The organism is Planctellipticum variicoloris (assembly GCF_030622045.1).
GTDB classification, from domain to species: domain Bacteria; phylum Planctomycetota; class Planctomycetia; order Planctomycetales; family Planctomycetaceae; genus Planctellipticum; species Planctellipticum variicoloris.
The window spans coordinates 3,469,679-3,490,181 of record NZ_CP130886.1 but is presented as its reverse complement, the minus strand read 5'-3'; the positions used below and the strand labels follow the sequence as shown (position 1 = coordinate 3,490,181).

The window sequence follows — 20,503 nt, the reverse complement described above, 5'->3', positions numbered from 1 at the left end:
GCTGCAGAGCACTGGTGGTCTTTAACCACCAGTGCTCTTCTTCACCCGAATTCTCCCGCGCCATGTGAAAGACCGCGCCCATCAAGGACTCTGGGGGCGACACCTGCCAACCAGCCCCATCTCTCTTCATCCATCGCAGCCGTACGCGATATCCACGCCCAACCCATCTCTGAGTCGGCACAAACCGGCCCCGCCGGCTAGCGGAAGATGCGCCAGCGGGTGATGACGATATTCCAGGACTCTCGGCGGGAGGCTTCGTCGTGGGTGGCGATCAGGGTCGGGGTGGGTGGCGGGTTTGGTATCAGGTGAGCCAGCCGCGGACGGAAGACAACGGTCAGCATCAGCGGCAGATACCACAGTACGTAGATTCCGCCGTGCTGCGGGTACCAGAACTGAGTCCCGACGATGATCGCCGTCGAGTGCGAGAGCAGTTGCTCGACGCTCTTCTGGAGGGGCCAGATGGAGAGCGCGGTCAGCATGACCAGGAAGGTGGCAAAGACGGGAATGCGCCAGGCGGGATCGACCGTACTCCAGAAGCCGACGCCCGTTTCGCCCGCCTGAAACTTCAGAGCGCTCCACTCGATTGAACCGATAATCTGCCGCGTGAACGAGTGTGAATCTGCCGACGTCAGCAACAGGCTCGCCACCACGACCACCGCGGTGCCGACGAGGGCGGAGGCGAATCGCATTGCGCCCCGTTTCCAGTAAAATGCCGTCCAGAGCGGCAGCAGAAACACGGCGAAGAACATCGATCCGCAGGCGAGACCGAGCAGCAGGCCGGCGACGATCGGCTTTCGATAACAGGCGACCGCCCAGAGAATCAGCGCCGCCGGCAGCAAAGAATTCACCCTCGTCACGTCGTATGCCGTGCAGGGAAGCAGCAGGTACAGCGTGGCCATCGCCAGGCCTAGCGTCGTGTCGCTGAAATGCCAGCGTCCGACGAAGATCAGCCCCAGAACGACCGCCGCGTGAGCCAGAATGGCCATCAGGCGGGCGCCGGCGTCGGCGACGCCCCCGGAAAACGGCACGACCGTGGTCGCCAGAAGGGAAGTCGCGGGGCCGGCTTCTGATGCGGCTTCACTGGCGTCCTGTGCAGGCTCCTGGGTCGTGTCCTGCCGATTCAGCAACTGATCGGCCCGCAGCACTGTCGCCAGAGTCGACTCGTGCGGTGGCTCGGTCATGATTTTTGTTGTCTGGAACAGAAACGCCGCCCCGCAGAGGAACGCCATGCCCGCCGCGTTCAGATTCTGTTCGAGCCGGGGTCTGCGTGTGAAGGCCCCATCCACAAACAGCCGCAGCAGCAACAGGCCGGTCACCAGAAACATCCAGCCGTAGCCCAGCGGCAGCGTTTTCGGGTCATCGGCCTGAATGATCAACAGCCCGGGGGCCAGGCTCAACAGCAGCGCCAGGTCCAGATTCCGGAGGGACCAGAGCCGATTGAATTTGAAGAAGACGGCGACGATCAGCAGCAGCGACAGGTAAAACCAGGTCGGCCGATTGACGTCGTAGCCCTGCAGAATGACTTCCATCAGACGAAATCCCAAGTCGCAGCGAAGTGCTGACTCCCGGAAACCGAATGGTCGTCGGCTGGGACTGGCCAGAAACCTTCGCTCGGGGCAGGATGGCAAACGCTTCCTGCACTCCCACGCGAAACGGCCCGATGCAGTACCCGGGAATCCCGGGTTTCTGACCCACAGAATACGCACTCCCCCGCACAGTTCCAACGGAAAACAGGCGATCCGGGAAGTTTTGCGAAGCAGCTTTCGTGCCGAGTCCGTCGCAAGAACTGTCGCAAACCTTGCGTGGAGTAGCGGTTATGGCGAATGCGGGGGCCGCGATGGCTCGGAACGTTCCGTCCGCTCCGTTGATCCCGCAGCCGCCGGCAGACGATGATGGACGCTCAACCAGACCTTATCCCCCGAGGCGGCATGACTTTGTCGCCCGCGGCCGGCTTCTTCAGGATTGCCTACATGACTCGGCTGAATTTTCACGCGGGACCCGCCGCCGCGAGTCAAATCCTGTCAGACTTACAAGCCGCAGACGCCGGTCCCGTCGCATGGACGCGGCAGCCTGTCGCAGAAGCGACGCAACGTGCAATCGTTGAGCAGGTTGCCGCTTCAAATCAACCGCTTGATCTGCTGGTTCTCCTTCCCGAATCGTTCACTCCGCTGACGAGCCTTGTTGCCGCTCTGCCGCCCGAACTCCTCACGTTGACGTTCCGGACCGGCTGGCAGGCGGACGCCGTCTACTGGCCCTCGGCGCTACAGCAGCTCCCTTCCCATGCCCTGCCCGGCGATGACCTCGCCCCTGCTCTCCGTTCCGGCAAGCTGCGTTGCGCCTTTACGACAATTCCCGCGAATACAAAACCCTTCGCAGGCTGGCAGGGGACGCTCCCGGTCCTGGCACCCAGGCCCTCCGGATCGCCTGAGTTGCGTCAGGCCATCGCAAATGCCGAGTTGCCTTCCGGTCCGGACAGCGTCGCGTTGCGGGCCGGTCTGTACCAGCTCCACGACTTTCTCGACGAGAGCCATCAATGCTCGCAGTCGATCGAGGGCCGCGGATTGCACCGCGCCGGCGACTACTGGCACGCGATCATGCATCGTCGGGAGCCGGATTACGGGAACTCGAAATACTGGTTCCGCCATGTCGGGCCGCATCCGATCTTTGCCGAGCTCGCTCTGCTGGCCCGCGAATTCGCACCACCCGCGAACTTCGACCGCTGGTCCGGCCGACTCTGGACCGTACGCGGCTGGGATCCCTTCGCCTTCGTTGACCTCTGCGAAGCCGCCGCACAGGCGGGCGACCCGGCGCTTACCGAATTCGCCCAGCGCGTCCAGTGGGCCGAAATGCTCCTGCTGCTGGCGAGCACCGCCCGCGACGCGGGCGTCCTCCGATAGGCTTTGCTCGACGACGTCCATCTCCACCGGCTCGTCAAACGAAAAATGCCCGATCTCCACGAAATCGCTACCGCCTACCACGAAGCCGGCCACGCGGTCGTCGCTCTGGCCCTCGGCCGCCCGGTCCAGCGCGTCAGCGTCGAACCGAACCACCTCCGGCTCGGCGTCTGCGAGATCCGCAAGGGGACATTTCGCCCTTCGAAGGACTGGCTCGAAACGGAAGTTCTGATTCTCCTCGGCGGTCTCGCCGCCGAAGCCCGTCACGCCGGTGACTACCACTGGGACGCCGCGTCGCAGGATCTGCGAAACGTCCGGATGCTCACGAAGCAGCGGGCCGGCAGCGCCAGCCAGATCGATCGACTCGAACGCAGGCTGCTCGATAAGACCGAACACCTGCTCGATCGGCCTGGCCACTGGGAAGCGGTGGAACTGATTGCCGCGGAGCTGCTGCGCTGCGCAGTCATCAGCGGCCGGGCCGCGCGGCATCTGTTCGACCAGGCCGCCGCTCGGGCTGAACGGGAGCGGTGAAGATCGCCCGCGTTCCGGCGAACGCCCCATTTCTCGATTCTTCCACTTTCTTGTGGGATCCGGGAACTCTCCGGACACTACGGGGTGGAGAACGAGCAATATGGACCTGTCCGAGCTGATTCGTCGATATCGTGGGCCGCTCGTGGGGCTGATCGCCTCCTGGGGGACGCCGTGGGCGGATGCTGCTGAGATCGCGCAGGACAGCTTTGCCGAGGCGTGGCTCCATCGGGAAGCGTGCCGAGGCGACTGGACGCAGCCCGACATCTTCGGAGCCTGGCTCCGCGGCGTGGCCCGTAATCAGCATCGCAACTGGATTCGCGCACGCCGCAGACGCGAGCGGATTGTGAAGTTCGATTCGCCCGCTGTCGAGCAGGCTGTCGCGGCAACGGACCCGGAGGGCTCTGACCGGATCGAGCGACTGCGGCAGGCCATTCAGCGACTTCCCGCCAATCAGCGACAGGCCGTCCTGATGCACTACCTGGAAGAAACCAGCGTCAAGGACGTCGCCAGCCTGCTGTCGGTTTCCCCGAAAACCGTCGAAGGTCGCCTCTATCAGGCGCGTCGCGCTCTCTTTCGCATGCTCGGCAACGAGCCTCCTGCGTCGCTGATCGGAACGGTGCTGACATGCCTCTGAACCTCAACCCCGAATGCGAACTGGTTCCCGAGAGCGACCTTCGTGCCGCGCTGCGTCTATACAGCGTCGCGGGAGACGACTTTGAAGCCGGTGTTCGCCGGCGGATCCAGGCGGCCGAGGTGGAACGCGCCCGCGATCCGCTCGCGGGCGCTCCGCAACTGCTGCGCGTCGCGGCCGCTTCCCTGCCATTGCCGATTCTCACTGGAGGTAAAGTCTCGGGTAGCGTGCTGCCGCTGGCGAATGCCTCCTGGCTTTCCAAGTTCGTAGCGTTTCTGGCGTTGCCCGCCATCAGCCTGTTTCTACTGGTAGGTGCCGCCCTGTTCGGCGCCGCCGGGATTCGCCGTATCCAGGCGGGCAATGTCCCGGCCGACATCGACCAGCAGGCGGTCCAGGAAGCCGCCCGGCACTGGTGGCGCCGGCACAAGTGGGCCGCCCTGCTGTTCTTCGCCGCGACGATCGGTCTGCCGCTCGTCGGAGCGACGTCACTGATGCTGCTGATCTACCTGATTTCACTGGGCGCCATGTTGTACCTCCTCGCCGGCTTCGCGCGGCAGGGGCTGGCGAACCGCACGGTGATCGGGCAGTCGCTGATTGCGGGAATGGCGTTTCTCGGACAGACGTCCGCCGTATGTACTGTCGGCGTGCAGGACATCCACTTCGTCGACCAGATGCTGCTGCCCGCCGTCTTCTTCAGCGGAGTGATGCTCCTGCTGCCCGTCGTGGCAAGGAAAGATCGCTCTGACTCTCCGCTGGCCCCGGGGCGGAGATGGCGGGTCGCGGCAACAGTGCTGGTCACCGTCCCCATGCTCGCCTGGTTCACCAGCTCGATCTGGCGGCCGACGACGCCCGCGCGCATCAAACAGCACGTCGAGGCCTTCGATCGGGCCCCCTTTTCGAGCGCGAGCTGGCGCGACTGGGAGCTCGTCGCCGACGGCGCGATCGAATCAGGACTCCGTCCCGATCTCTCCCGCCCGCGAAAGTTGCTTCAATCAGAATTGTCTGGCGAGCCGTTACTGGTGATGCCATACATACTCGGAAGTGCGATCCGCACAGGTCTCATAGGACCGGAGGAACTGAATTGGTTGCCGGAAATCGATCAACAGCGTCAGAGTCTGCTCGGCGGCCTGCCGCAGCTCCCAATCACCAGTTTGATCCAATACGACTGGGCGATTCGCGTCCTGGAGCTGCGCCACGAATTGTCATCAGAGCAGAAGGATTTCCTCGAACAACGCCTGCTGGCCACCCTGAACGCTCTGGCCGGCGATGAGTACGCCCTGCTGGAAGACGTTTTACGTATCACGCAGTTGCTGGACGTCATCGGACGCCCCATCGACCGGGATCAATACCGCCAGAAGATCCACCGCTGGCTGCGTGAACTTCACCGCACCAGCGGGAACGGCTTCCTGTTCTCCGGCGGTTTTGCGTACAGCGAATCCGGAACCGCGACTCTGGAAATGACTGCGTACGCTGTCGAACTGATGCAGATTTACGGAATTCCCGCCGGCCTCGATCTCAACTGGGTCCGCTCGTATTTGCGACCGCAGATGCTCCGCTTCGGCGACGACAAATACATCGCCGCGGTCACGCTCGATCGCCTGAACCGCCTGCTGGGAGTCACGTTCCCCACGTGGCTCGACTACGTCTACTATGAGCGCAGCCTGATCATGGCCGTGCTGCTGGTGGGACTGTGCCTCTATGCGACGCTGTCGTGCCCGGCGGAACTTGGCAGAATCCCGCAGAGGACGACATAGCATCTCGAAGTCTTCTCCGGCGATTCAAAAGTGCCACGCGTTCCGAAGCTGCTGGGCCGCTCCGGCCGGAAAACTGCGGCTGACGGCCAGTCGCACCCGCTTCCCGTGCCGCTCGCCGGCGATCCAGCCCTGCTCGACGCCATTTTCCTCCACGATTCCGATGGCGGTGTGCAGAAACGCCGCCGTCACTCTGCCGCGGGCCGGAGTCAGCTTTCCTCCGCGAATGCGGAGCACGAACTCGTACCGGGGCTGCATCGCCGACCAGACGATGCCGCCGAAGGCGGCGAACAGCCCGGCCGCGAAGAGCGCGTCGCCGAGACTCATTTGACCTCGGCTCCCGGGGCCAGCTCCTGCAAAAGTTGCACGGCCTTGTCGACCATCAGTTCGCCTCCTCCCGACTGCACCAGAGAATTCACCGTTTCGTAGCTCCCTTCGGCGAAGGCCTTCCGAGTCGGGATGTAAGCCGGCACGTCATTCGCCAGTTCGACGACCAGCGTGGTGGCGAACGGCGAGCGGGCCTTGATGGCCAGTCCAAGATCGACAAAGACTTCCCCCGGCAGCATGACAATCGCAGCCGCGTCGGTCAGCCGGTAGACCTGGACCTCCAGCGGGATGGTCGGGGAATTCCGCTTGGCGACGTCGAGAATCTTGACCGTTTCCACCTGCTCCAGAAAAGTTGCGTCGGGCGTCCCGACTTTCGCCATGTCGCTGTGAGCCTGAGCAATCCGTTCCGGGGAGTAGGCCTGGAGCGGGGCGTTGACCGTTCCCGAACGGACCGCCAGTCGGGCGCGGTGCCGGGGCGTCAGTTGCGGAAGCTGCGCGAGAATGGTGTCGGCGAGCAGGCCGCCGATCTCTTCGGCCGGCCGTCGAGTCTGACTGGAGACATCCACGTGGTTGATGTCGCCGCAGGTGCCCGTTCCGAACAGAGAGACGAACCGCTGACCGTAGCGCTCGCTGAGCCGGTCGTGGAGGATCTTGGGATAGTCGGCCGAATAGAGCGTTCCGCCCGTTGTATCGAGATGCAGCGCAAACGACGAAAACAGTCCCAGCGGCGTCTGATCGTCCGCCGACAGCACCTGCACCAGTCCGATCTGCGGATCGATGTCTCCCGCCGCCCGAACGATGTCCGGGTGCTGCACGCCCGGATTGAACCGCACGCTCCCGTCCCGCATGTGGAACCGGCGATTGAACGACAAGCGCGTCTCTTCGGCGTAGCCGGTGGCCAGGACGGCCCGCGCCGCGTTTTTGCGGGCGTCGTGGATCGAAGCCAGGATTCGTTCCTGAAGCAGGCCGGGATAATTGACCGCCTCGCGCTCGTCCGTGCTGTGCGCCAGGACCGCGCGTTTGTGGAAGTAATCCCGCAGCACCCCGGCGTACAGCGGCCCCGTGTGCGAGTGCGTGGCGGCGATGGAGATGTGCGCGGACGGAATCTGGAACTTCTGCTCGGCGGCGGCCCGCGTGGCCTGGCCCACTTCGGGATAGATGGCGATTAGATCGCAAATCGCGATTACGGCGACGACGCCATCCTGCTCGAGATACATCGTGCGCACGTAGAGCGGATCTTTGGTCCCCGCGCTGAGCCGCTCGAAGAAGTATCCGCTCATGCGAAAGCCGACGGGCGGCGTGATATCCGTGGTCGCAAAGCCGACCCGCAGATCGCCCGCCCAGACAGGCATCGCGAACAGGGCGATCAGAACCGGGCTCAAACCAAAGCGGAGGAATGTGGACATTGCAATCCCGAATTGAAGAGCAGCGTGCGGAAGCCGGAAACGACGGCTCGTCCCGACCCATCGACGGATACCGGGATGATGCCGACTTGGCAAGAGGCGAGTCAGAAATTCCGGCCCTATCCGCTTACCTGCCGCGCCAAACTCTTCGCTTCACAAGCTAAGGACGTTGACAGTTCTGGAATAGCTTCCTACAGATTGCAGTGTCGTTCCCGGACTCGCGTCACATCTTTCCATGACCTCAGTCCCTTTCGTGGTTCCCTCTTCGCCGTCATCATTCGCGTTCCTTTGTGCGATTCGTGGTCGTCACGCTTCTCTTGCTTTCTTCGCGTTTTCCGCGTCGCCGCGGTTAGGTCTTCTTCTGTCCCGGAGCTTCCCAATGAACCACCTGCTGCACGGCGTCCGCCAGTTTCACTCGCAGATTTTTCAGCGAGAACGCGAATTCTTCGCCAAACTCGCCGGCGGGCAGAATCCGAGTGCCCTCGTCATCAGTTGCTCCGACTCCCGCGTTGATCCGAATCTGATTACCCAGTCCGGCCCCGGCGAGCTGTTCGTCATGCGCAACGCCGGGAACATGGTTCCGCCGTACGGCGCGGGCGCCGGCGGTGAAGCGGCGACCATCGAATACGCCGTCAGCGTCCTGGGCGTGCGGGATATCATCGTCTGCGGCCATTCCCAGTGCGGCGCCATGAAGGCGTTGCTGCACCCGGAGTCGCTGGAAAAGCTGCCGACCGTCCGACAATGGCTGCAGCATGCCGAAGCCACCCGGCGGATCGTCACGGAGAACTACGCCCACGTGGACGATTCCGAGTATCTGCTGGAAATCACCGTTCGCGAGCACATTCTCGTCCAGATCGAGAACCTGCAGACCCATCCGTCGGTCGCCGCCGCGCTGCAGCGCGGACAACTGACGCTGCACGGATGGGAATACGGCCTGGAAGACGGCGCCATCAACGCCTACTGCACCGAACGAGAAGGCTTCGCGCCGCTGCAGGAGGAGGCGAAACCGGTGACTCGCAAGAACCGCAGCGTTTCGGGAAAGCACCGCAAGCAGTAGGCTGGGGGTGATATTGCCCCTCACCCGCTCTTCCGACAGGTCCTTCCGTTGAAGCCCCCCCGCCCTGCCCCGCCGTCCTCACCAGCCACCGATCCCGATGTCGAATTCGGCGTCCGCGTGCCGGGGAAGGTGCTGCCCGAAGATCAGTGGGCGCGGACGGCAATCAAGAAACTGCCGCCCCCCGGCCCGCTCGACTTCGCCGCCATCTTTGGACGGACAGCTCCGATCGTGCTCGACCTGGGCTGCGGCAATGGGCGGTCGACGCTGTGCAGCGCCGTCGCCCGGCCGGATCATGACCACGTGGCGTCGGACATTCTGCCGGTGGTGATCCGCTACGGCACCCGCCGGGCCAATCAGCGGGGCCTGTCGAATGTCCGGTTCGCGGTGATCGGCGGCAGGGAATTTCTCGAACAGTATGTCGCGCCGGGGACCATCGCCGAGATCGACTGCTATCACCCGCAGCCCTATTACGAGCGTCGAGAGGTCTTCAAGCGGCTGATCACGCCGGAATTCCTGGCGCTGGTCCATCGCTGCCTGATCCCTGGCGGCACGCTCATCCTGCAGACCGATAACCCGACCTACTGGCGCTACATGAAGGAGGTCGTCCCGGCTTTCTTCGAGCTGACCGAACACCTGGCTCCCTGGCCCGACGCCCCCAAGGGCCGGACCCGCCGGGAGATTCTGGCCCTCCGTGAAAAGCTGCCAGTGTTTCGGGCCGTCTGCCGGGCCCGGACCGATCTGACGGAGGCCGACCTCGACCGGCTGGCGCAGGAACTTCCCTTCCCGAAGTTCAACGCGGATCGCAAGCTGGCCCGACTTGACCAGTTGGAGCGGGAGGGGAGCGACAAGCCTCGCCAAAGCCGACCGCCGAGGCGGTAGCAACTGGGTGGCACGCCCAGAGTCCGCGATGGGCGTGGGCTCGAATCAGGCATCGCGTGCCAAGGGCCAACCACCGGTCTCCTCGCCCGCCGTCCGCGGCCGTACCGAATCGGGCGCGAGATCGATTGGTTCCCCGGTCCGAAAGACGTCCTCGTCCGTCGGGACTCGCACAACCTCGCGATAGACCTTGCACTCCGCCCGCCACAACAGTACGCTCCTGAATCGTGCGTATACGCACGAAAATTCCGGAGACTCCCGTGACGATCCCGTCCGAACTGCCGCTGGCGCTCCGCGCCGCCTACCTGGCCCTCCACCGCCGGTCAGAGACGCAATTCGCAGCGCACGGCGTCACAGCCGACCAGTTTGTGCTGCTGGCGACGCTCGCCCGCGGGCAGGCCCTCACTCAGCGCGAACTCGCCCGCCGGATGTCCTCGGACCCCAGCACCGTCCGGGCCATGCTCGTCCTCCTGGAACGGAGCGGGCTCGTCCGCCGAGAGACCCATCCGACCGACGCCCGCGCGCGAACCGTCGCCCTCACGCCGGCCGGCAAACGCAAGTTCCGGCAGCTCTGGACGGCGAGCGAAGCGATCCGGCAGCAGATGTTCCATGCCATGCAGCCCGCCGAAGCGGAGATGCTGGTACGGCTCCTCACGCAGGTCGCTCAGGCGCTCCACGGCGAATCCATTGCAGTCCACGAAACCGACCCCGATTCCTCCGAGGAGACCGCAGCATGAGCACGCACACCGTCGCCCTTTTCGCCGGCATCCTGCTGGCGCTGTCCGCATCAACGGCCCCGGCCCAGTCTGACGCCCCCAGTCTTCCCGCGCCGCCGGAGGGCTATGACACCCGCCGCGATGGCATCGATCGCGGCAAGCTGGAAACCGTTGAGTACGATTCGACGACCGTCGGGCTGAAGCGCAAGGCGCAGGTCTACACGCCGCCGGGTTTTGACAGGAACCGCACGTATCCCGTCCTGTACCTCCTGCACGGCATCGGCGGTGACGAGCACGAGTGGACCCGCCACGGTGCACCCGACGTGATTCTCGACAATCTCTACGCCGACCAGCAGGCGGTGCCGATGATCGTCGTCCTGCCAAACGGACGGGCCGCGCAGGACGTCACCGCACGCGATCCGATCCCGAAGCAGTCGCCGGCGTTCGCGGCGTTCGAGCAGGACCTGCTCACCGATCTGATTCCGTTCATCGAGAAGACCTACTCGGTGAAGGCAGATCGCGAATCTCGCGCCCTCGCCGGTCTGTCGATGGGGGGCGGGCAGTCGCTCAACTTTGGCCTCAACAACCTCGACACGTTCGCCTGGGTCGGAGGCTTCTCCTCGGCCCCGAACACCCGGCCCCCCGCCAAGCTGCTCAAGGATGTCGACGCGACGAAGAAACTCCGGCTGCTGTACGTCGCCTGCGGCGATCAGGACGGCCTGTTTCGCGTGACTCAAGGTGTGCACGCAATGCTCGATGAACAGCAGGTCCCGCACGTCTACAACGTCATCGTCGGCGGGCGGCACGACTTCAAGGTCTGGAAAAGCGATCTGTACCAGTTCGCCCGGCGGGTGTTTCAGGGCACGCCGTAGGGCCGGGCGTGCCCGGCCGGACTTGATGAGGGATCGCCAGCCCACGCTCCTCAACCAGATCGCCAAAGTTTCTCTTTGAGCCGGCATTGTTCCTGCGCGTAGAATGCGCATCCGGGCCGAAGGGCTGCGGCGGTCCGACCGCGGTCCCCGGGGAGCCGTTGCGTTTCAGCCGAGGAGCCACTGCGATGCAGACCAGGCGACAGACGTTACTCACGATGCTGTTGATCTGCGTGGCCTGGCTTCCGGAGTCCCTCGGCCAGACCGTGCTCTTTGAAGGCAACTTCGATCGCGGCCTCTCCGACCAGTGGCAGGCGGTCGGACTGGACCGCGAGGACTATCGCATACTCGATGGCGCTCTCGAACTCCGTCTGAAGCCGGTCCGGCCGAAGCAGCCCCGCCCCATGCTCAAGGTCAATCTGCCGTTCAAAACGGCTGAAACTGTGATCGCTTCGGTCGACGTGACGATTGTGGGGGAACCGTTACGGCGCGGGGAGCTCGCGGGTCTGTGCCCGACCGATCGCGACGGGTCCCTGTTCACCGTCCGGAAGACCAATCTCGACGGCTACTTTGTCCTCGCGCCCGGCAAAGTCGATTTCATCGGCACGCCCGGCCAGGAAGGCAATCCCGGCAAGTACGCGGTCAAGTACTGGCCCGCCGACGAAGCCTTCGGCCCACTCCGAATCACCGTCCGCGGCCACTACGCCCACTTCCAGGTCGGCCCGTCGTCCGACGGCAAGTACCGGACCTTCTTTCACTCTGCGATTCAGGAGACCAAAGAGGGTCTCGGCTTCGGCATTTTCGCCGCGGGCGAACCGGGAGACGGCGAACGCTGGGTCCGCTTCGGCAATTTCCGAGTGACGCAGTGAGGCTTCGCCAAACGGGCAACGTCCGGCAATAGGACCGGGCGCGCCCGGTCGATCTTTCGCGTTCATCATCCGCCAGGACCAATGAAGGCAGCCATCCCGGAGAGATGCCAGAATGTACCGGGGGTTGCGGAGACACCCCTGGAAACCGTGCGCAAGTCGTACCGGCAATGACCTTGCGGTCCCGGCCAAGGATTGACCGCCAGGTCGCAACCCTCCTGCCTCCATCTTCGTCGGAAGAAAACTGGGGTTCGGGATCGTAGGGCCGGGCGTGCCCGGCCCTACGATCCCGAACCCCACAGTATGTGATATTGCTGGGCCGAGGCTGACTGTGGCGGCACCCAACTTTCTTACCGCGAATAGCCGAAGTCACGTCCGAGAACCGGGTGCTGACTTGTGATCGGATTCCGAGTTTGTGGGTTCTCAACAAATCGGCTGAATCTCGTGAGCACCGGAACTGGTACATCCGACTCCTCGTAGCTTTTGAGCCATTGCGCTTCGCTGCTTACGACAACCGCGCTGACCCGTTCATGTTGGTGGTTGAACTGAGCCATGACTTCCTGCTCCATCACCAATGTGCGGAACCACGCTACATCTGGCAATCCGCCGGGGACCTCCAAATAGACAATACCTAGCTCGTCGCGAGGAAGCTGCTCTGCGGCTTTCGCAAGTGAGTCGCAGGCGCTCCGCAGCCAACGAAAACGCTGTTCAGTTTTCCAGGAAAAACACTTGGGCGGACGGAAATGACCTTCACAAGAAGGCTCGACCTGAGCACAAGCATAGTCACAACCGCCTGGAACTGCGACCACAGCATCGGTAACGCTCGGCGTCGGTTCCGACAGAATGAACTCGATCGCTATTCTAAATCACCGGCCACGAATGTGAGGCGCGCGGCAGAGCGGAGGGATTGCAGTGGAAACGAGATGGGGAACCCTTACCTTGGAGGTATCACAACTCCAAACCAAGGAAGGAGTTCCCCATGGAAGGCATTCTTTCACCCCGGGCGGAGCGCGCCAAGCAGCGGTTGTCCGAGCAGTTGAAGTTTCTGAAGGACGCCGGGCTGAGAACGCGGTATCTGATCGTGATCCATCGACTGGAAGGACGTTCTCCCACCTGGATTGCCCGCTCGCTCAAGGTCGGTCGCAGCACCGTGTATCGGACCGAGCAGCGTTACGGGAAGGACGGCGAGATCGGTTTGTTCGACCGGCGGGGCGGCAACGGGCCACGGAAACTGACCGAGGAGTACCTGACGCAGTTGCGGGAGGTCGTGGCCGGCGATCCGCTGCAGGACGGCTGGAAGCGGCCGACCTGGACGCGGGAGATGCTGATCACAACGCTCCGTCGACGGACGAGTGTGAAGATCAGCCTGTCGACGATGAGCCGGGCCTTGCGGCTGATCGGGGCGCGGCGCGGACGACCGAAGCCAACGGTCGAGTGTCCGTGGCCGGAGGCCGAAAAACAGCAGTGTCTGGAGCAGATCGAGGAACTGGTGGCGCATCTGCCGACGGGCGAAGTGGCGGTCTGGGAGGACGAGATCGACATCCATCTCAATCCGAAGATCGGCGAGGACTGGATGCTCCGCGGGCAGCAGAAACAGGTTCTCACGCCGGGGAAGAACGAGAAGCGTTACCTGGCGGGGGCTCAGGATGCGCGGACGAAGGAGTTGATCGCGATCGAAGGCGACCGGAAGGACACGGCGTTGTTCGTACTGCTGCTGTGGGAGCTGACGCAGCGCTATCCGCAGGCGAAGAAGATCCATGTCGTCCTGGACAACTACGCGATCCATACGACCCGACTGGTGCGGGAGAGTCTGGCGACGCCGCTGGGGCGCAGGCTGCGCCTGCACTTCCTGCCGCCGTACTGTCCGGATCACAACCGGATCGAACGAACGTGGGAGGACTTACACGCCAACGTGACACGGAACCACAAATGCTCGACGATGCCGCAACTGATGCGAAACGTCCGCTCCTACATCCGCCGACACAACCACCGGCGACCGGCGGCGCTGTAGGAACGACCATCGAAGTGTTTCAGAATCGTGGCCGGTGATTTAGAATTCAGCCGAGTGCAGACACCATGCGGCGACTCGACCGAGAGCGTTCGCTCAAGATGCCGCCGTATCAGAGTAACGTCTCTGTCGGTCGGGTCAAACCTAGAGGAAACCGTAATTGAACCAAAGCAAGACCGTTGATCCATAAGTTCAAACGTGGCTCGCGTCAATTCATCAAACCAACGCTGAGAATCCCGCGGTCTCAGAGTCTCCGCCTCTTTTCGTTTGCACTCAACGTGAAATCTTGGAAGCCCATTCCACAGCACGGTGCATTCCGCTGAGTTTTCATCAGTCGGCGTGACAAGTGCACCATTCCGCGAATAGGCAGCCATGACTGCCAGCTCGAAAGCAAGACTCTCGCAGCCGCGAGCATCCCGCAACCGACCTTGCAGTTTGGCGTCGAATGCAATTGTTCCCCGCAATTCAAGTAAGTCTAATGCGACCTTGCTGAGCCAGTTTGATCGAAGTGTACCCACGCGGCAAGAACACGAGTCCTGAGAGAGTTGAATCAAGTCTTGCAGCCCGGCATGTATGGGGTGGTTGGAGGACACGCGATTCGCGATCGCTTTATTGACCAGTTCCTGCCCATACGCATCTGCGACCACTTCTAACAAGGTCGCGACAACGTCAATGCCGAGCTCGTTCGGCGCACCCGGATTGACTCCGGTGAAATCAGCGTGGTATGGAAAACAGTAACGGGACTTAACTGCAAACGTTTCCTCTTCGTTTGCCGACCAAATCTCGCCGGCGAGGTGGACACGATAGATACCATCACCGTTTGGACGTAGATCACCGTAAACTAAGAGAAGCTCGACGAGGATCTTCCGTAGGGTGGTTTCACAGAAGGATAGGTTTAACGCGGAAGCAACTCTTTCGCAGATTTCTCGCGACAACTCCTCATCGAGGTCGTCGCTCAGATAGAGGTATTCAAGATCTGCAAGGAATGCGAATGGTGGAATGGGAGGTGGATCGGCCGAGTCAACCGACGCGACGCACCAGCCTGATCGGCGAGTAGGATCAGATCGCAAGTCAATGATATTGGTGGTGCCGAATTGGGAGACGACCGCGACATACGGATCATTAAGAGAACTCCCCGTTCCCTCGAATCTGCTCAGGAAGTATCTTCGCACGTCGTCGGTCCTTGCCAGCTGCCACGAAGTGACGACTTGCCGCATTCGCCTCCGTCCTGCAGGACTTCAGCGAGGTCCCATTGCGGCAGGCGATCAATGCAGGGATCTCAGTGCGGCCGACTTCATGCACGCCAAATCCGTTACCGCCCGGCCGCTCTTTACTACCCACTAACCACTTCCTCACCCCCAAACCTCCCCAATCACCCGCCCCTCCGTCAACTGCACCGGCCGACCTTGGGCATCCAGCACGCGCAACTCCGGATCGATCCCCAGCGCATGGTAGATCGTCGCCGCCACGTCTTCCGGAGCGAACGGCGGCGACAGTGCGTACGCCGCGTCGCGGTCGCTCTCGCCGATGACGATTCCACCCCGGATCCCCGCTCCCGCCAGCACCGCGGGGAAGAGCGTGCTCCAGTGGTCCCGGCCCCAGTTCGCATTCGCCTTCGGCGTCCGGCCCATTTCACCCATCGCGACGACGAGGGTCTCGTCGAGGATGCCGCGCTGCTCCAGGTCTTCCAGCAAAGCCGACAACCCCTGATCGAGGCCGGGGAGCAGGTGATCGCCGACGTCTTTGCTGTTCGTATGGGAATCCCAGCTATACCCGTCCGGGCAATCCCAGTGGACGGTGACGAAGCCGACCCCCGCTTCCACCAGCCGGCGGGCCAGCAGCGTCGACTGCCCGAAGAGCTGCCGGCCGTAGCGGTCGCGCATCGCCGGCGATTCCTGGCGGATGTCGAGCGCCGTCCGGATCTTCTCGGAAGTCACCAGAGCCAGCGCCCGCTGCTGAAAGCGGTCGAACGCCGAAACCGAGCCGCTCAGGTCGAGCTGCCGCCGCTGCGCGTCGAACTCCTGCAGCAGCGACTGCCGCCGCCCCAATCGCTGCAGTGAGACGGCCTCGGGTGTCTGCAGATTCTCGATCTGATAGTTGAGTTCCTCGTCCGTGCACGGTCGGAAGTAGGGATTGTCTTTCGTATCTCGCTTGTCGATCACGGTCGTCACCGGATCGTAGCCCCGTCCCAGCCATCCGGCATATTCTCCCGGCCGCTTGAGCTGCACCGAATACGTCTGCAGACGGCCGAGCGAGTTCGGCACGACCATGTAGTTGGGGACGTCGCCGAGTCCCCCCTGCTGCTGTCGCCGCACGTAGTCCGAGACCGCCCCGCATGACGGCCAGTCCTGTGGCGTGGCGTTGAAGCCCGCCCCGATGGGAATCGGCCAGCGGCGCCCCGTCTGAATGTAGTGCGCGCCCCCGCTGTGATCGTTGTACGAATGGGACAAGGTCCGCAGCACGCAGAACTTGTCGGACATCGCCGCGAGCTGCGGCAGCTTTTCGCCGATCAGCATCCCCGGCGTCCGGCAGGCGATCGGAGCATACGGCCCGCGAATGGCCGCCGCGGCGCCTGGCTTCATGTCGAATGTTTCGAGCTGGCTCGGTCCGCCGAATAGGAACAGAAAAATCACCGACTTGGCCCGCGCGGCGGCCCCGGCGAGTTCCTGGGCCTGCAGCACCTGCGGGAGTGACAGCCCGAGCAATCCGGCTCCGCCCGCCTGCAGCAGACTACGCCGGGAGATCCCCTGACAGACCGACGACTGGCTGTGACCGATCCGTAACATGCGCACTGCTCCCGTCCCGGAACCGATGAACCTCCGTAGATTGTATCGACTTTCGTTGATTTGTCAGGACGAAATCCGCTGCGGAGTCACTGCTGCCGGAAAAATCGGGAGGGTCCGAAAGAGACCGTTTTCGCGCAGACGTGACGGCGGCGATCCTTCCTGCGACACTGCCGGTTTGCCTCTTGTTCGAGCGTACGGGCGCAGGAATTCGGACCACAGCAGCATGCAGTTTCCCTACATCGCGGAGCGGACCGTCGAGCACTACCTCACCGGCACGCGGATCGACACATTTCTCGCTAAGCATCTCCGGAACTACACCGCCTGGCGGCTGCACCGGATGGTCCGGGCCGGCCTGGCCACGGTCAACGGCGCCGTCGTTTCGCCGGATCAGCGGATCTTCACCGGTCAGCAGGTCGCCATCCGACTCGTCGAACCTCCCGACGATCCCCTCCCCGCTTCGAACATCCCGCTCGAAATCGTCGCCGAAGACCCCTGGCTGATCGTCGTCAATAAGCCCGCCGGCCTGATCGTTCACCCCTGCGGCGAGACGCCGACTGGCACGCTCGCCAATGCCGTCCAGCACTTTTTGAATCAGCAGACAGAAGTGAAGGGCCTGCTCCGCCCCGGGATCATCCACCGCCTCGACCGCGATACGAGCGGCGTGGTCGCCGTCGCCAAGGAGCATCTCTCGCACCGACTTCTCTCGATCGAGTTTCAGAAGGAACGGATACGCAAGGCTTACCTGGCGATTCTGGACGGCGTCCTGCACGACGACACCGGCCTGATCGACCTCCCCATCGGCCGGGCCGCCGGGGGCGTCAGCGCCCTGATGTCCTGCCGGGCCGACGCCGTCGATGCCAAACCCTCGCGGACGGCGTACGAGGTCGTCGAGCGCTTCCCCCGACACACGCTGGTCAAAGTGAAGCCGCGCACGGGACGGATGCACCAGATCCGGATCCATTTCGCCACTCTGGGGCACCCCATCGTGGGAGACGAATGGTATGGTCCATTCGGCGAACTGAAGCCCCCGCGGACCCTGCCGCGAGACCAGACCCCGCCGGTTTCGCTTCTCATCCCCCGCATGGCTCTGCACGCCGTGGAGCTGGAATTCGCTCATCCGATCACTCAGGACTGGTCCCGCTACACCGCGCCGCTCCCCGCGGACTTTCAGCAGGCGTTACAACTGATTCGATCGCTGCCGCCGGAATAAGTTGCAGGCGACTGGGATCGCGGAGCCCGTGTTCCGACTGATGATCCCAGACACCGTGACTCTGCAGATTAAGTTTGCAGCAGCGTGCAACGTCCGCAGTCTCGTCGGCTCACGTTATTGCTGCACAACCCCGCCACGGATCGACAATTCTCCGCCGTTCGAGAGATCGCGTTTTCAAGGTTGTCATTCATGCTGATGAAGGCCGAGACAACGGCTGATTCGCGGATTTCCGGCCCCTTCCTGCGGGCCGTCGATGCCGTCTTCGGAACGCTGCTCGGCAGCCCCTGCGTGGTCGGCACGCCCAGACCGTTTTCGCCGGACGGCGTTTCGGTCGATCTCACGTCCTCGGTCACATTGTCGGGCGGGCTGGAAGGCGTCATTTCCTTTCATGCTCCCGCAGAAACGGCAATCCAGATTCTGGAACGCATGACCGGCCTGGAAGCCGACGGAATCGACAACTGCGTCCTCGACGCCATGGGCGAAATGGTCAATATGATCGGCGGCCACGGCAAACGGGAGCTGGAAGACCTGGCGCTGCAACTCGGACTGCCGCGAGTCGTCGCCGGAGTCGACGGCGAACTGCTGCTGCCCGACTGGCAGGAGCATCTCTGGGTGACCCTCTATACCGACCTTGGACCGTGCGCCGTCGGCATCGCCTGGGCGATGGCCGAATAGATCGTCTGTCGCGCTCGCGGATTCGCCGGCGCAGCGACAGGTCCGTCGCCGCGATTTGTCCGTGCCGCTCCCGGATACAAAGCGAGCCGTCGCCGGGGCGGGATCGATCCCGCCCCGACATCGGGGATGCCGCTCGCTACACCGCTGCCGTCGCTTCGTGAACCAGCTCGCGACGGAGCTGATCGATCTCGGACAGGATCTCGTCTTCACCTCCGGTCGATACCATGACGACCGGAGCCGACATCTTCGCCAGACGCAACTTGTTCAAGCCGTTGAACGCGGCGACCTTATAGGCCTCGGCCATTGTCGGATAGTTGAAGACCGTATCGCGGAAGTAGTCCATCGTGCCCCCCAGGCTCATCACCGCCTGGCCGATGTGGATAATCTCCGTCGCCGTTTCGCCGATGCAGTGCACTCCCAGAATCTCCCGCGATTCGCGGTGAAACAGGAGTTTCAGCAGGCCGGTCTCGTCCCCGGAAATGTGTCCGCGGGCGATCTCCCGGAAGCTGGCGACTCCCACTTCGTAAGGGACTCTCTCTTTCGTGAGCTGCTGCTCCGTCTTTCCCACCATGGAAATCTCGGGAATCGTATAGAGCCCGTATGGCAGATTGCGAGCCGCGCTGAACGGCTGATCGAACGCCGCGCAGACTGCTCGCCGGCCCTGCTCCATCGACGTGCTCGCCAGCGACGGAAAGCCGATCACATCGCCCACGCCATAGATATTCGGCGTGCTCGTCCGGAAGTTCTCGTCGCACCACAGCCGGCCGCGGTCGTCGAGTTCGAGCCCTGCCGCCGGCAGATTGAGACCGTCCGTATCGCCCACCCGCCCGGCGCTGAACAGAGCGGCCTCCGCCAGCAGCCGCTTGCCGCTTTCGAGTTCGACGATGACCGTCCGCTCGCCGGTGCGCGTCATCCGCACCATGTCTTCCCCGAGGCGGAAAACCATGCCCAGCGAACGGGCATGCCACATCAGCATCTCGACGATCTCGCGGTCGCAGAAGTCGAGCAGCCGTTCGCGGCCGTCGATCACCGTCACCTCGACGCCGAGCGTCGCGAACATGATCGCATATTCGATGCCGATCACGCCCGCGCCCACGACGATCATCGACCGCGGAATCTTCTTGAGCTGCAACAGCTCATCGCTGTCGAAAATCGTCTCTCCGTCGAACGGAATGTGCGGCGGACGGGCCGGACGCGTACCGCACCCGACGAGGATTTTCCCAGCAGTCACCTGCTGCGTATGGCCCGGCCGACTGACTTCCACCGTGTTCGGATTGAGGAATCGGGCTTCCCCCATCAGCAGGTCGATCTGGTTGCGATCGAGGTATTCGTGCAGCACGTCCATTTCGTGCTGCACGACGCTGGAGAGCTTGCGCCGCAGCTCGTCCATGGTGATATGCCGCTTCTGGCGGAAGCGGTCGCCGTAGACTCCGCGCTGGCGGTAACCCGTCAGATGCAGGATCGCCTCCCGCATCGTCTTCGAGGGGATCGTGCCGGTGTGCAGGCACACGCCCCCCATCAGCCCATGCCGCCGCTCGACGAGAGCGACTTTCAGCCGCATCTTCGCCGCGGCGATGGCGGCCTTCTGACCCGAAGGGCCGCTCCCAATCACGAGCAAATCGTACGCGTCCGCCATCTCAGCTCTCCACGGGATGCAGGAGGAGCATCCCCGTTGTGAAACTCCGTAACTCCCCTATCGGAGAATGTTCGTTTCACGCAGGATGGGAATTGCGGGGAAATGGCGTGCGAGTCTGACTTCGCCGAAGACCTTTCGGGTTTCAGCAACTCTGACGAAGATGACGGTTGCGCCGCGGCCGGCGGAACCGCTCCGGAAAAGCCCGCTCGACTTCTCCAGTTCCTCCATGATCCGGTTCCAGCTAACATGCGCTGTCCCGTCCGAGCA

The 20,503-nt window shown here is 63.2% G+C and carries 18 protein-coding genes; 12 read left to right on the top strand and 6 right to left on the bottom strand.

Annotated elements, in window-relative coordinates; all coding sequences use genetic code 11:
- Positions 1–197: 197 nt before the first annotated feature.
- The gene (locus SH412_RS13425) at positions 198–1,529 is read right to left on the bottom strand and encodes a hypothetical protein (RefSeq protein ID WP_336524026.1); all 1,332 of its coding nucleotides are present in this window, start codon (positions 1,527–1,529) and stop codon (positions 198–200) included.
- Positions 1,530–1,970: 441 nt separating this feature from the next.
- On the opposite strand from SH412_RS13425, the gene SH412_RS13420 reads away from it, so the two are divergent.
- The 4 genes from SH412_RS13420 to SH412_RS13405 all read left to right on the top strand — a co-directional run bounded on the left by SH412_RS13420 (position 1,971) and on the right by SH412_RS13405 (position 5,810).
- Complete coding sequence (locus tag SH412_RS13420; protein ID WP_336524025.1) at positions 1,971–2,897, top strand: hypothetical protein; 927 nt, start codon at positions 1,971–1,973, stop codon at positions 2,895–2,897.
- Between the two features lie 45 nt (positions 2,898–2,942).
- Positions 2,943–3,425 (top strand): ATP-dependent metallopeptidase FtsH/Yme1/Tma family protein, encoded by a 483-nt coding sequence (locus SH412_RS13415; protein ID WP_336524024.1) that lies wholly within the window; start codon positions 2,943–2,945, stop codon positions 3,423–3,425.
- A gap of 100 nt (positions 3,426–3,525) precedes the next feature.
- Positions 3,526–4,059 carry an RNA polymerase sigma factor gene (locus SH412_RS13410; protein ID WP_336524023.1) on the top strand — a complete coding sequence of 178 codons (534 nt, stop codon included), beginning with the start codon at positions 3,526–3,528 and terminating at the stop codon, positions 4,057–4,059.
- The gene (locus SH412_RS13405; RefSeq protein ID WP_336524022.1) at positions 4,050–5,810 is read left to right on the top strand and encodes a prenyltransferase/squalene oxidase repeat-containing protein; all 1,761 of its coding nucleotides are present in this window, start codon (positions 4,050–4,052) and stop codon (positions 5,808–5,810) included. The genes SH412_RS13410 and SH412_RS13405 overlap by 10 nt, the downstream gene beginning before the upstream one ends.
- 24 nt (positions 5,811–5,834) lie before the next feature.
- On the opposite strand, the gene SH412_RS13400 is transcribed toward SH412_RS13405, so the two are convergent.
- Both SH412_RS13400 and SH412_RS13395 read right to left on the bottom strand, forming a co-directional pair.
- Complete coding sequence (locus tag SH412_RS13400; RefSeq protein ID WP_336524021.1) at positions 5,835–6,134, bottom strand: DUF3634 family protein; 300 nt, start codon at positions 6,132–6,134, stop codon at positions 5,835–5,837.
- Positions 6,131–7,540, bottom strand: coding sequence for a hypothetical protein (locus SH412_RS13395; RefSeq protein ID WP_336524020.1), 1,410 nt, complete (start codon positions 7,538–7,540; stop codon positions 6,131–6,133). The genes SH412_RS13400 and SH412_RS13395 overlap by 4 nt, the downstream gene beginning before the upstream one ends.
- 376 nt (positions 7,541–7,916) lie before the next feature.
- Between SH412_RS13395 and SH412_RS13390 the strand changes: the two genes are divergently transcribed.
- From SH412_RS13390 to SH412_RS13365, 6 genes are all read left to right on the top strand, one after another.
- Positions 7,917–8,594, top strand: a complete 678-nt coding sequence (locus SH412_RS13390; RefSeq protein ID WP_336524019.1) for a carbonic anhydrase — start codon at positions 7,917–7,919, stop codon at positions 8,592–8,594.
- A 48-nt stretch (positions 8,595–8,642) separates the two neighbouring features.
- Positions 8,643–9,473: a tRNA (guanine(46)-N(7))-methyltransferase TrmB gene (trmB, locus tag SH412_RS13385; protein ID WP_336524018.1), complete on the top strand. Its 831-nt coding sequence runs from the start codon at positions 8,643–8,645 to the stop codon at positions 9,471–9,473.
- Between the two features lie 257 nt (positions 9,474–9,730).
- Complete coding sequence (locus SH412_RS13380; RefSeq protein WP_336524017.1) at positions 9,731–10,207, top strand: MarR family winged helix-turn-helix transcriptional regulator; 477 nt, start codon at positions 9,731–9,733, stop codon at positions 10,205–10,207.
- A complete protein-coding gene (locus tag SH412_RS13375; protein WP_336524016.1) occupies positions 10,204–11,058 on the top strand; it encodes an alpha/beta hydrolase in 855 nt (284 codons plus the stop codon). The genes SH412_RS13380 and SH412_RS13375 overlap by 4 nt, the downstream gene beginning before the upstream one ends.
- Positions 11,059–11,243: 185 nt before the next feature.
- Positions 11,244–11,924 (top strand): hypothetical protein, encoded by a 681-nt coding sequence (locus SH412_RS13370; RefSeq protein ID WP_336524015.1) that lies wholly within the window; start codon positions 11,244–11,246, stop codon positions 11,922–11,924.
- 976 nt (positions 11,925–12,900) lie between these two features.
- Positions 12,901–13,932, top strand: a complete 1,032-nt coding sequence (locus tag SH412_RS13365; RefSeq protein ID WP_336518647.1) for an IS630 family transposase — start codon at positions 12,901–12,903, stop codon at positions 13,930–13,932.
- Here the strand turns inward: SH412_RS13365 and SH412_RS13360 are convergent.
- Entirely contained in the window at positions 13,890–15,146 is a 1,257-nt protein-coding gene (locus tag SH412_RS13360; protein ID WP_336524014.1) for a hypothetical protein, read from the bottom strand. The genes SH412_RS13365 and SH412_RS13360 overlap by 43 nt on opposite strands.
- 135 nt (positions 15,147–15,281) lie before the next feature.
- Positions 15,282–16,715, bottom strand: coding sequence for a DUF1501 domain-containing protein (locus SH412_RS13355; protein WP_336524013.1), 1,434 nt, complete (start codon positions 16,713–16,715; stop codon positions 15,282–15,284).
- A gap of 223 nt (positions 16,716–16,938) precedes the next feature.
- Between SH412_RS13355 and SH412_RS13350 the strand changes: the two genes are divergently transcribed.
- Together SH412_RS13350 and SH412_RS13345 are read left to right on the top strand one after the other, a co-directional pair.
- On the top strand, positions 16,939–17,925 hold the full coding sequence (locus SH412_RS13350) for an RluA family pseudouridine synthase (protein WP_336524012.1): 987 nt from the start codon (positions 16,939–16,941) through the stop codon (positions 17,923–17,925).
- Positions 17,926–18,114: 189 nt separating this feature from the next.
- A complete protein-coding gene (locus tag SH412_RS13345) occupies positions 18,115–18,600 on the top strand; it encodes a chemotaxis protein CheX (RefSeq protein ID WP_336524011.1) in 486 nt (161 codons plus the stop codon).
- Positions 18,601–18,736: 136 nt separating this feature from the next.
- Here SH412_RS13345 and sthA read toward each other — a convergent pair whose 3' ends face one another.
- On the bottom strand, positions 18,737–20,236 hold the full coding sequence (gene sthA / locus SH412_RS13340; RefSeq protein ID WP_336524010.1) for a Si-specific NAD(P)(+) transhydrogenase: 1,500 nt from the start codon (positions 20,234–20,236) through the stop codon (positions 18,737–18,739).
- Positions 20,237–20,503 lie beyond the last annotated feature (267 nt).

Coding starts and splice junctions, on each gene's coding strand:
- SH412_RS13425 (WP_336524026.1), bottom strand. CDS start 1,529: ATGGAAGTCATTCTGCAGGGCTACGACGTCAATCGGCCGACCTGGTTT.
- SH412_RS13420 (WP_336524025.1), top strand. CDS start 1,971: ATGACTCGGCTGAATTTTCACGCGGGACCCGCCGCCGCGAGTCAAATC.
- SH412_RS13415 (WP_336524024.1), top strand. CDS start 2,943: ATGCCCGATCTCCACGAAATCGCTACCGCCTACCACGAAGCCGGCCAC.
- SH412_RS13410 (WP_336524023.1), top strand. CDS start 3,526: ATGGACCTGTCCGAGCTGATTCGTCGATATCGTGGGCCGCTCGTGGGG.
- SH412_RS13405 (WP_336524022.1), top strand. CDS start 4,050: ATGCCTCTGAACCTCAACCCCGAATGCGAACTGGTTCCCGAGAGCGAC.
- SH412_RS13400 (WP_336524021.1), bottom strand. CDS start 6,134: ATGAGTCTCGGCGACGCGCTCTTCGCGGCCGGGCTGTTCGCCGCCTTC.
- SH412_RS13395 (WP_336524020.1), bottom strand. CDS start 7,540: ATGTCCACATTCCTCCGCTTTGGTTTGAGCCCGGTTCTGATCGCCCTG.
- SH412_RS13390 (WP_336524019.1), top strand. CDS start 7,917: ATGAACCACCTGCTGCACGGCGTCCGCCAGTTTCACTCGCAGATTTTT.
- SH412_RS13375 (WP_336524016.1), top strand. CDS start 10,204: ATGAGCACGCACACCGTCGCCCTTTTCGCCGGCATCCTGCTGGCGCTG.
- SH412_RS13370 (WP_336524015.1), top strand. CDS start 11,244: ATGCAGACCAGGCGACAGACGTTACTCACGATGCTGTTGATCTGCGTG.
- SH412_RS13365 (WP_336518647.1), top strand. CDS start 12,901: ATGGAAGGCATTCTTTCACCCCGGGCGGAGCGCGCCAAGCAGCGGTTG.
- SH412_RS13360 (WP_336524014.1), bottom strand. CDS start 15,146: ATGCGGCAAGTCGTCACTTCGTGGCAGCTGGCAAGGACCGACGACGTG.
- SH412_RS13355 (WP_336524013.1), bottom strand. CDS start 16,715: ATGTTACGGATCGGTCACAGCCAGTCGTCGGTCTGTCAGGGGATCTCC.
- SH412_RS13350 (WP_336524012.1), top strand. CDS start 16,939: ATGCAGTTTCCCTACATCGCGGAGCGGACCGTCGAGCACTACCTCACC.
- SH412_RS13345 (WP_336524011.1), top strand. CDS start 18,115: ATGCTGATGAAGGCCGAGACAACGGCTGATTCGCGGATTTCCGGCCCC.
- sthA (WP_336524010.1), bottom strand. CDS start 20,236: ATGGCGGACGCGTACGATTTGCTCGTGATTGGGAGCGGCCCTTCGGGT.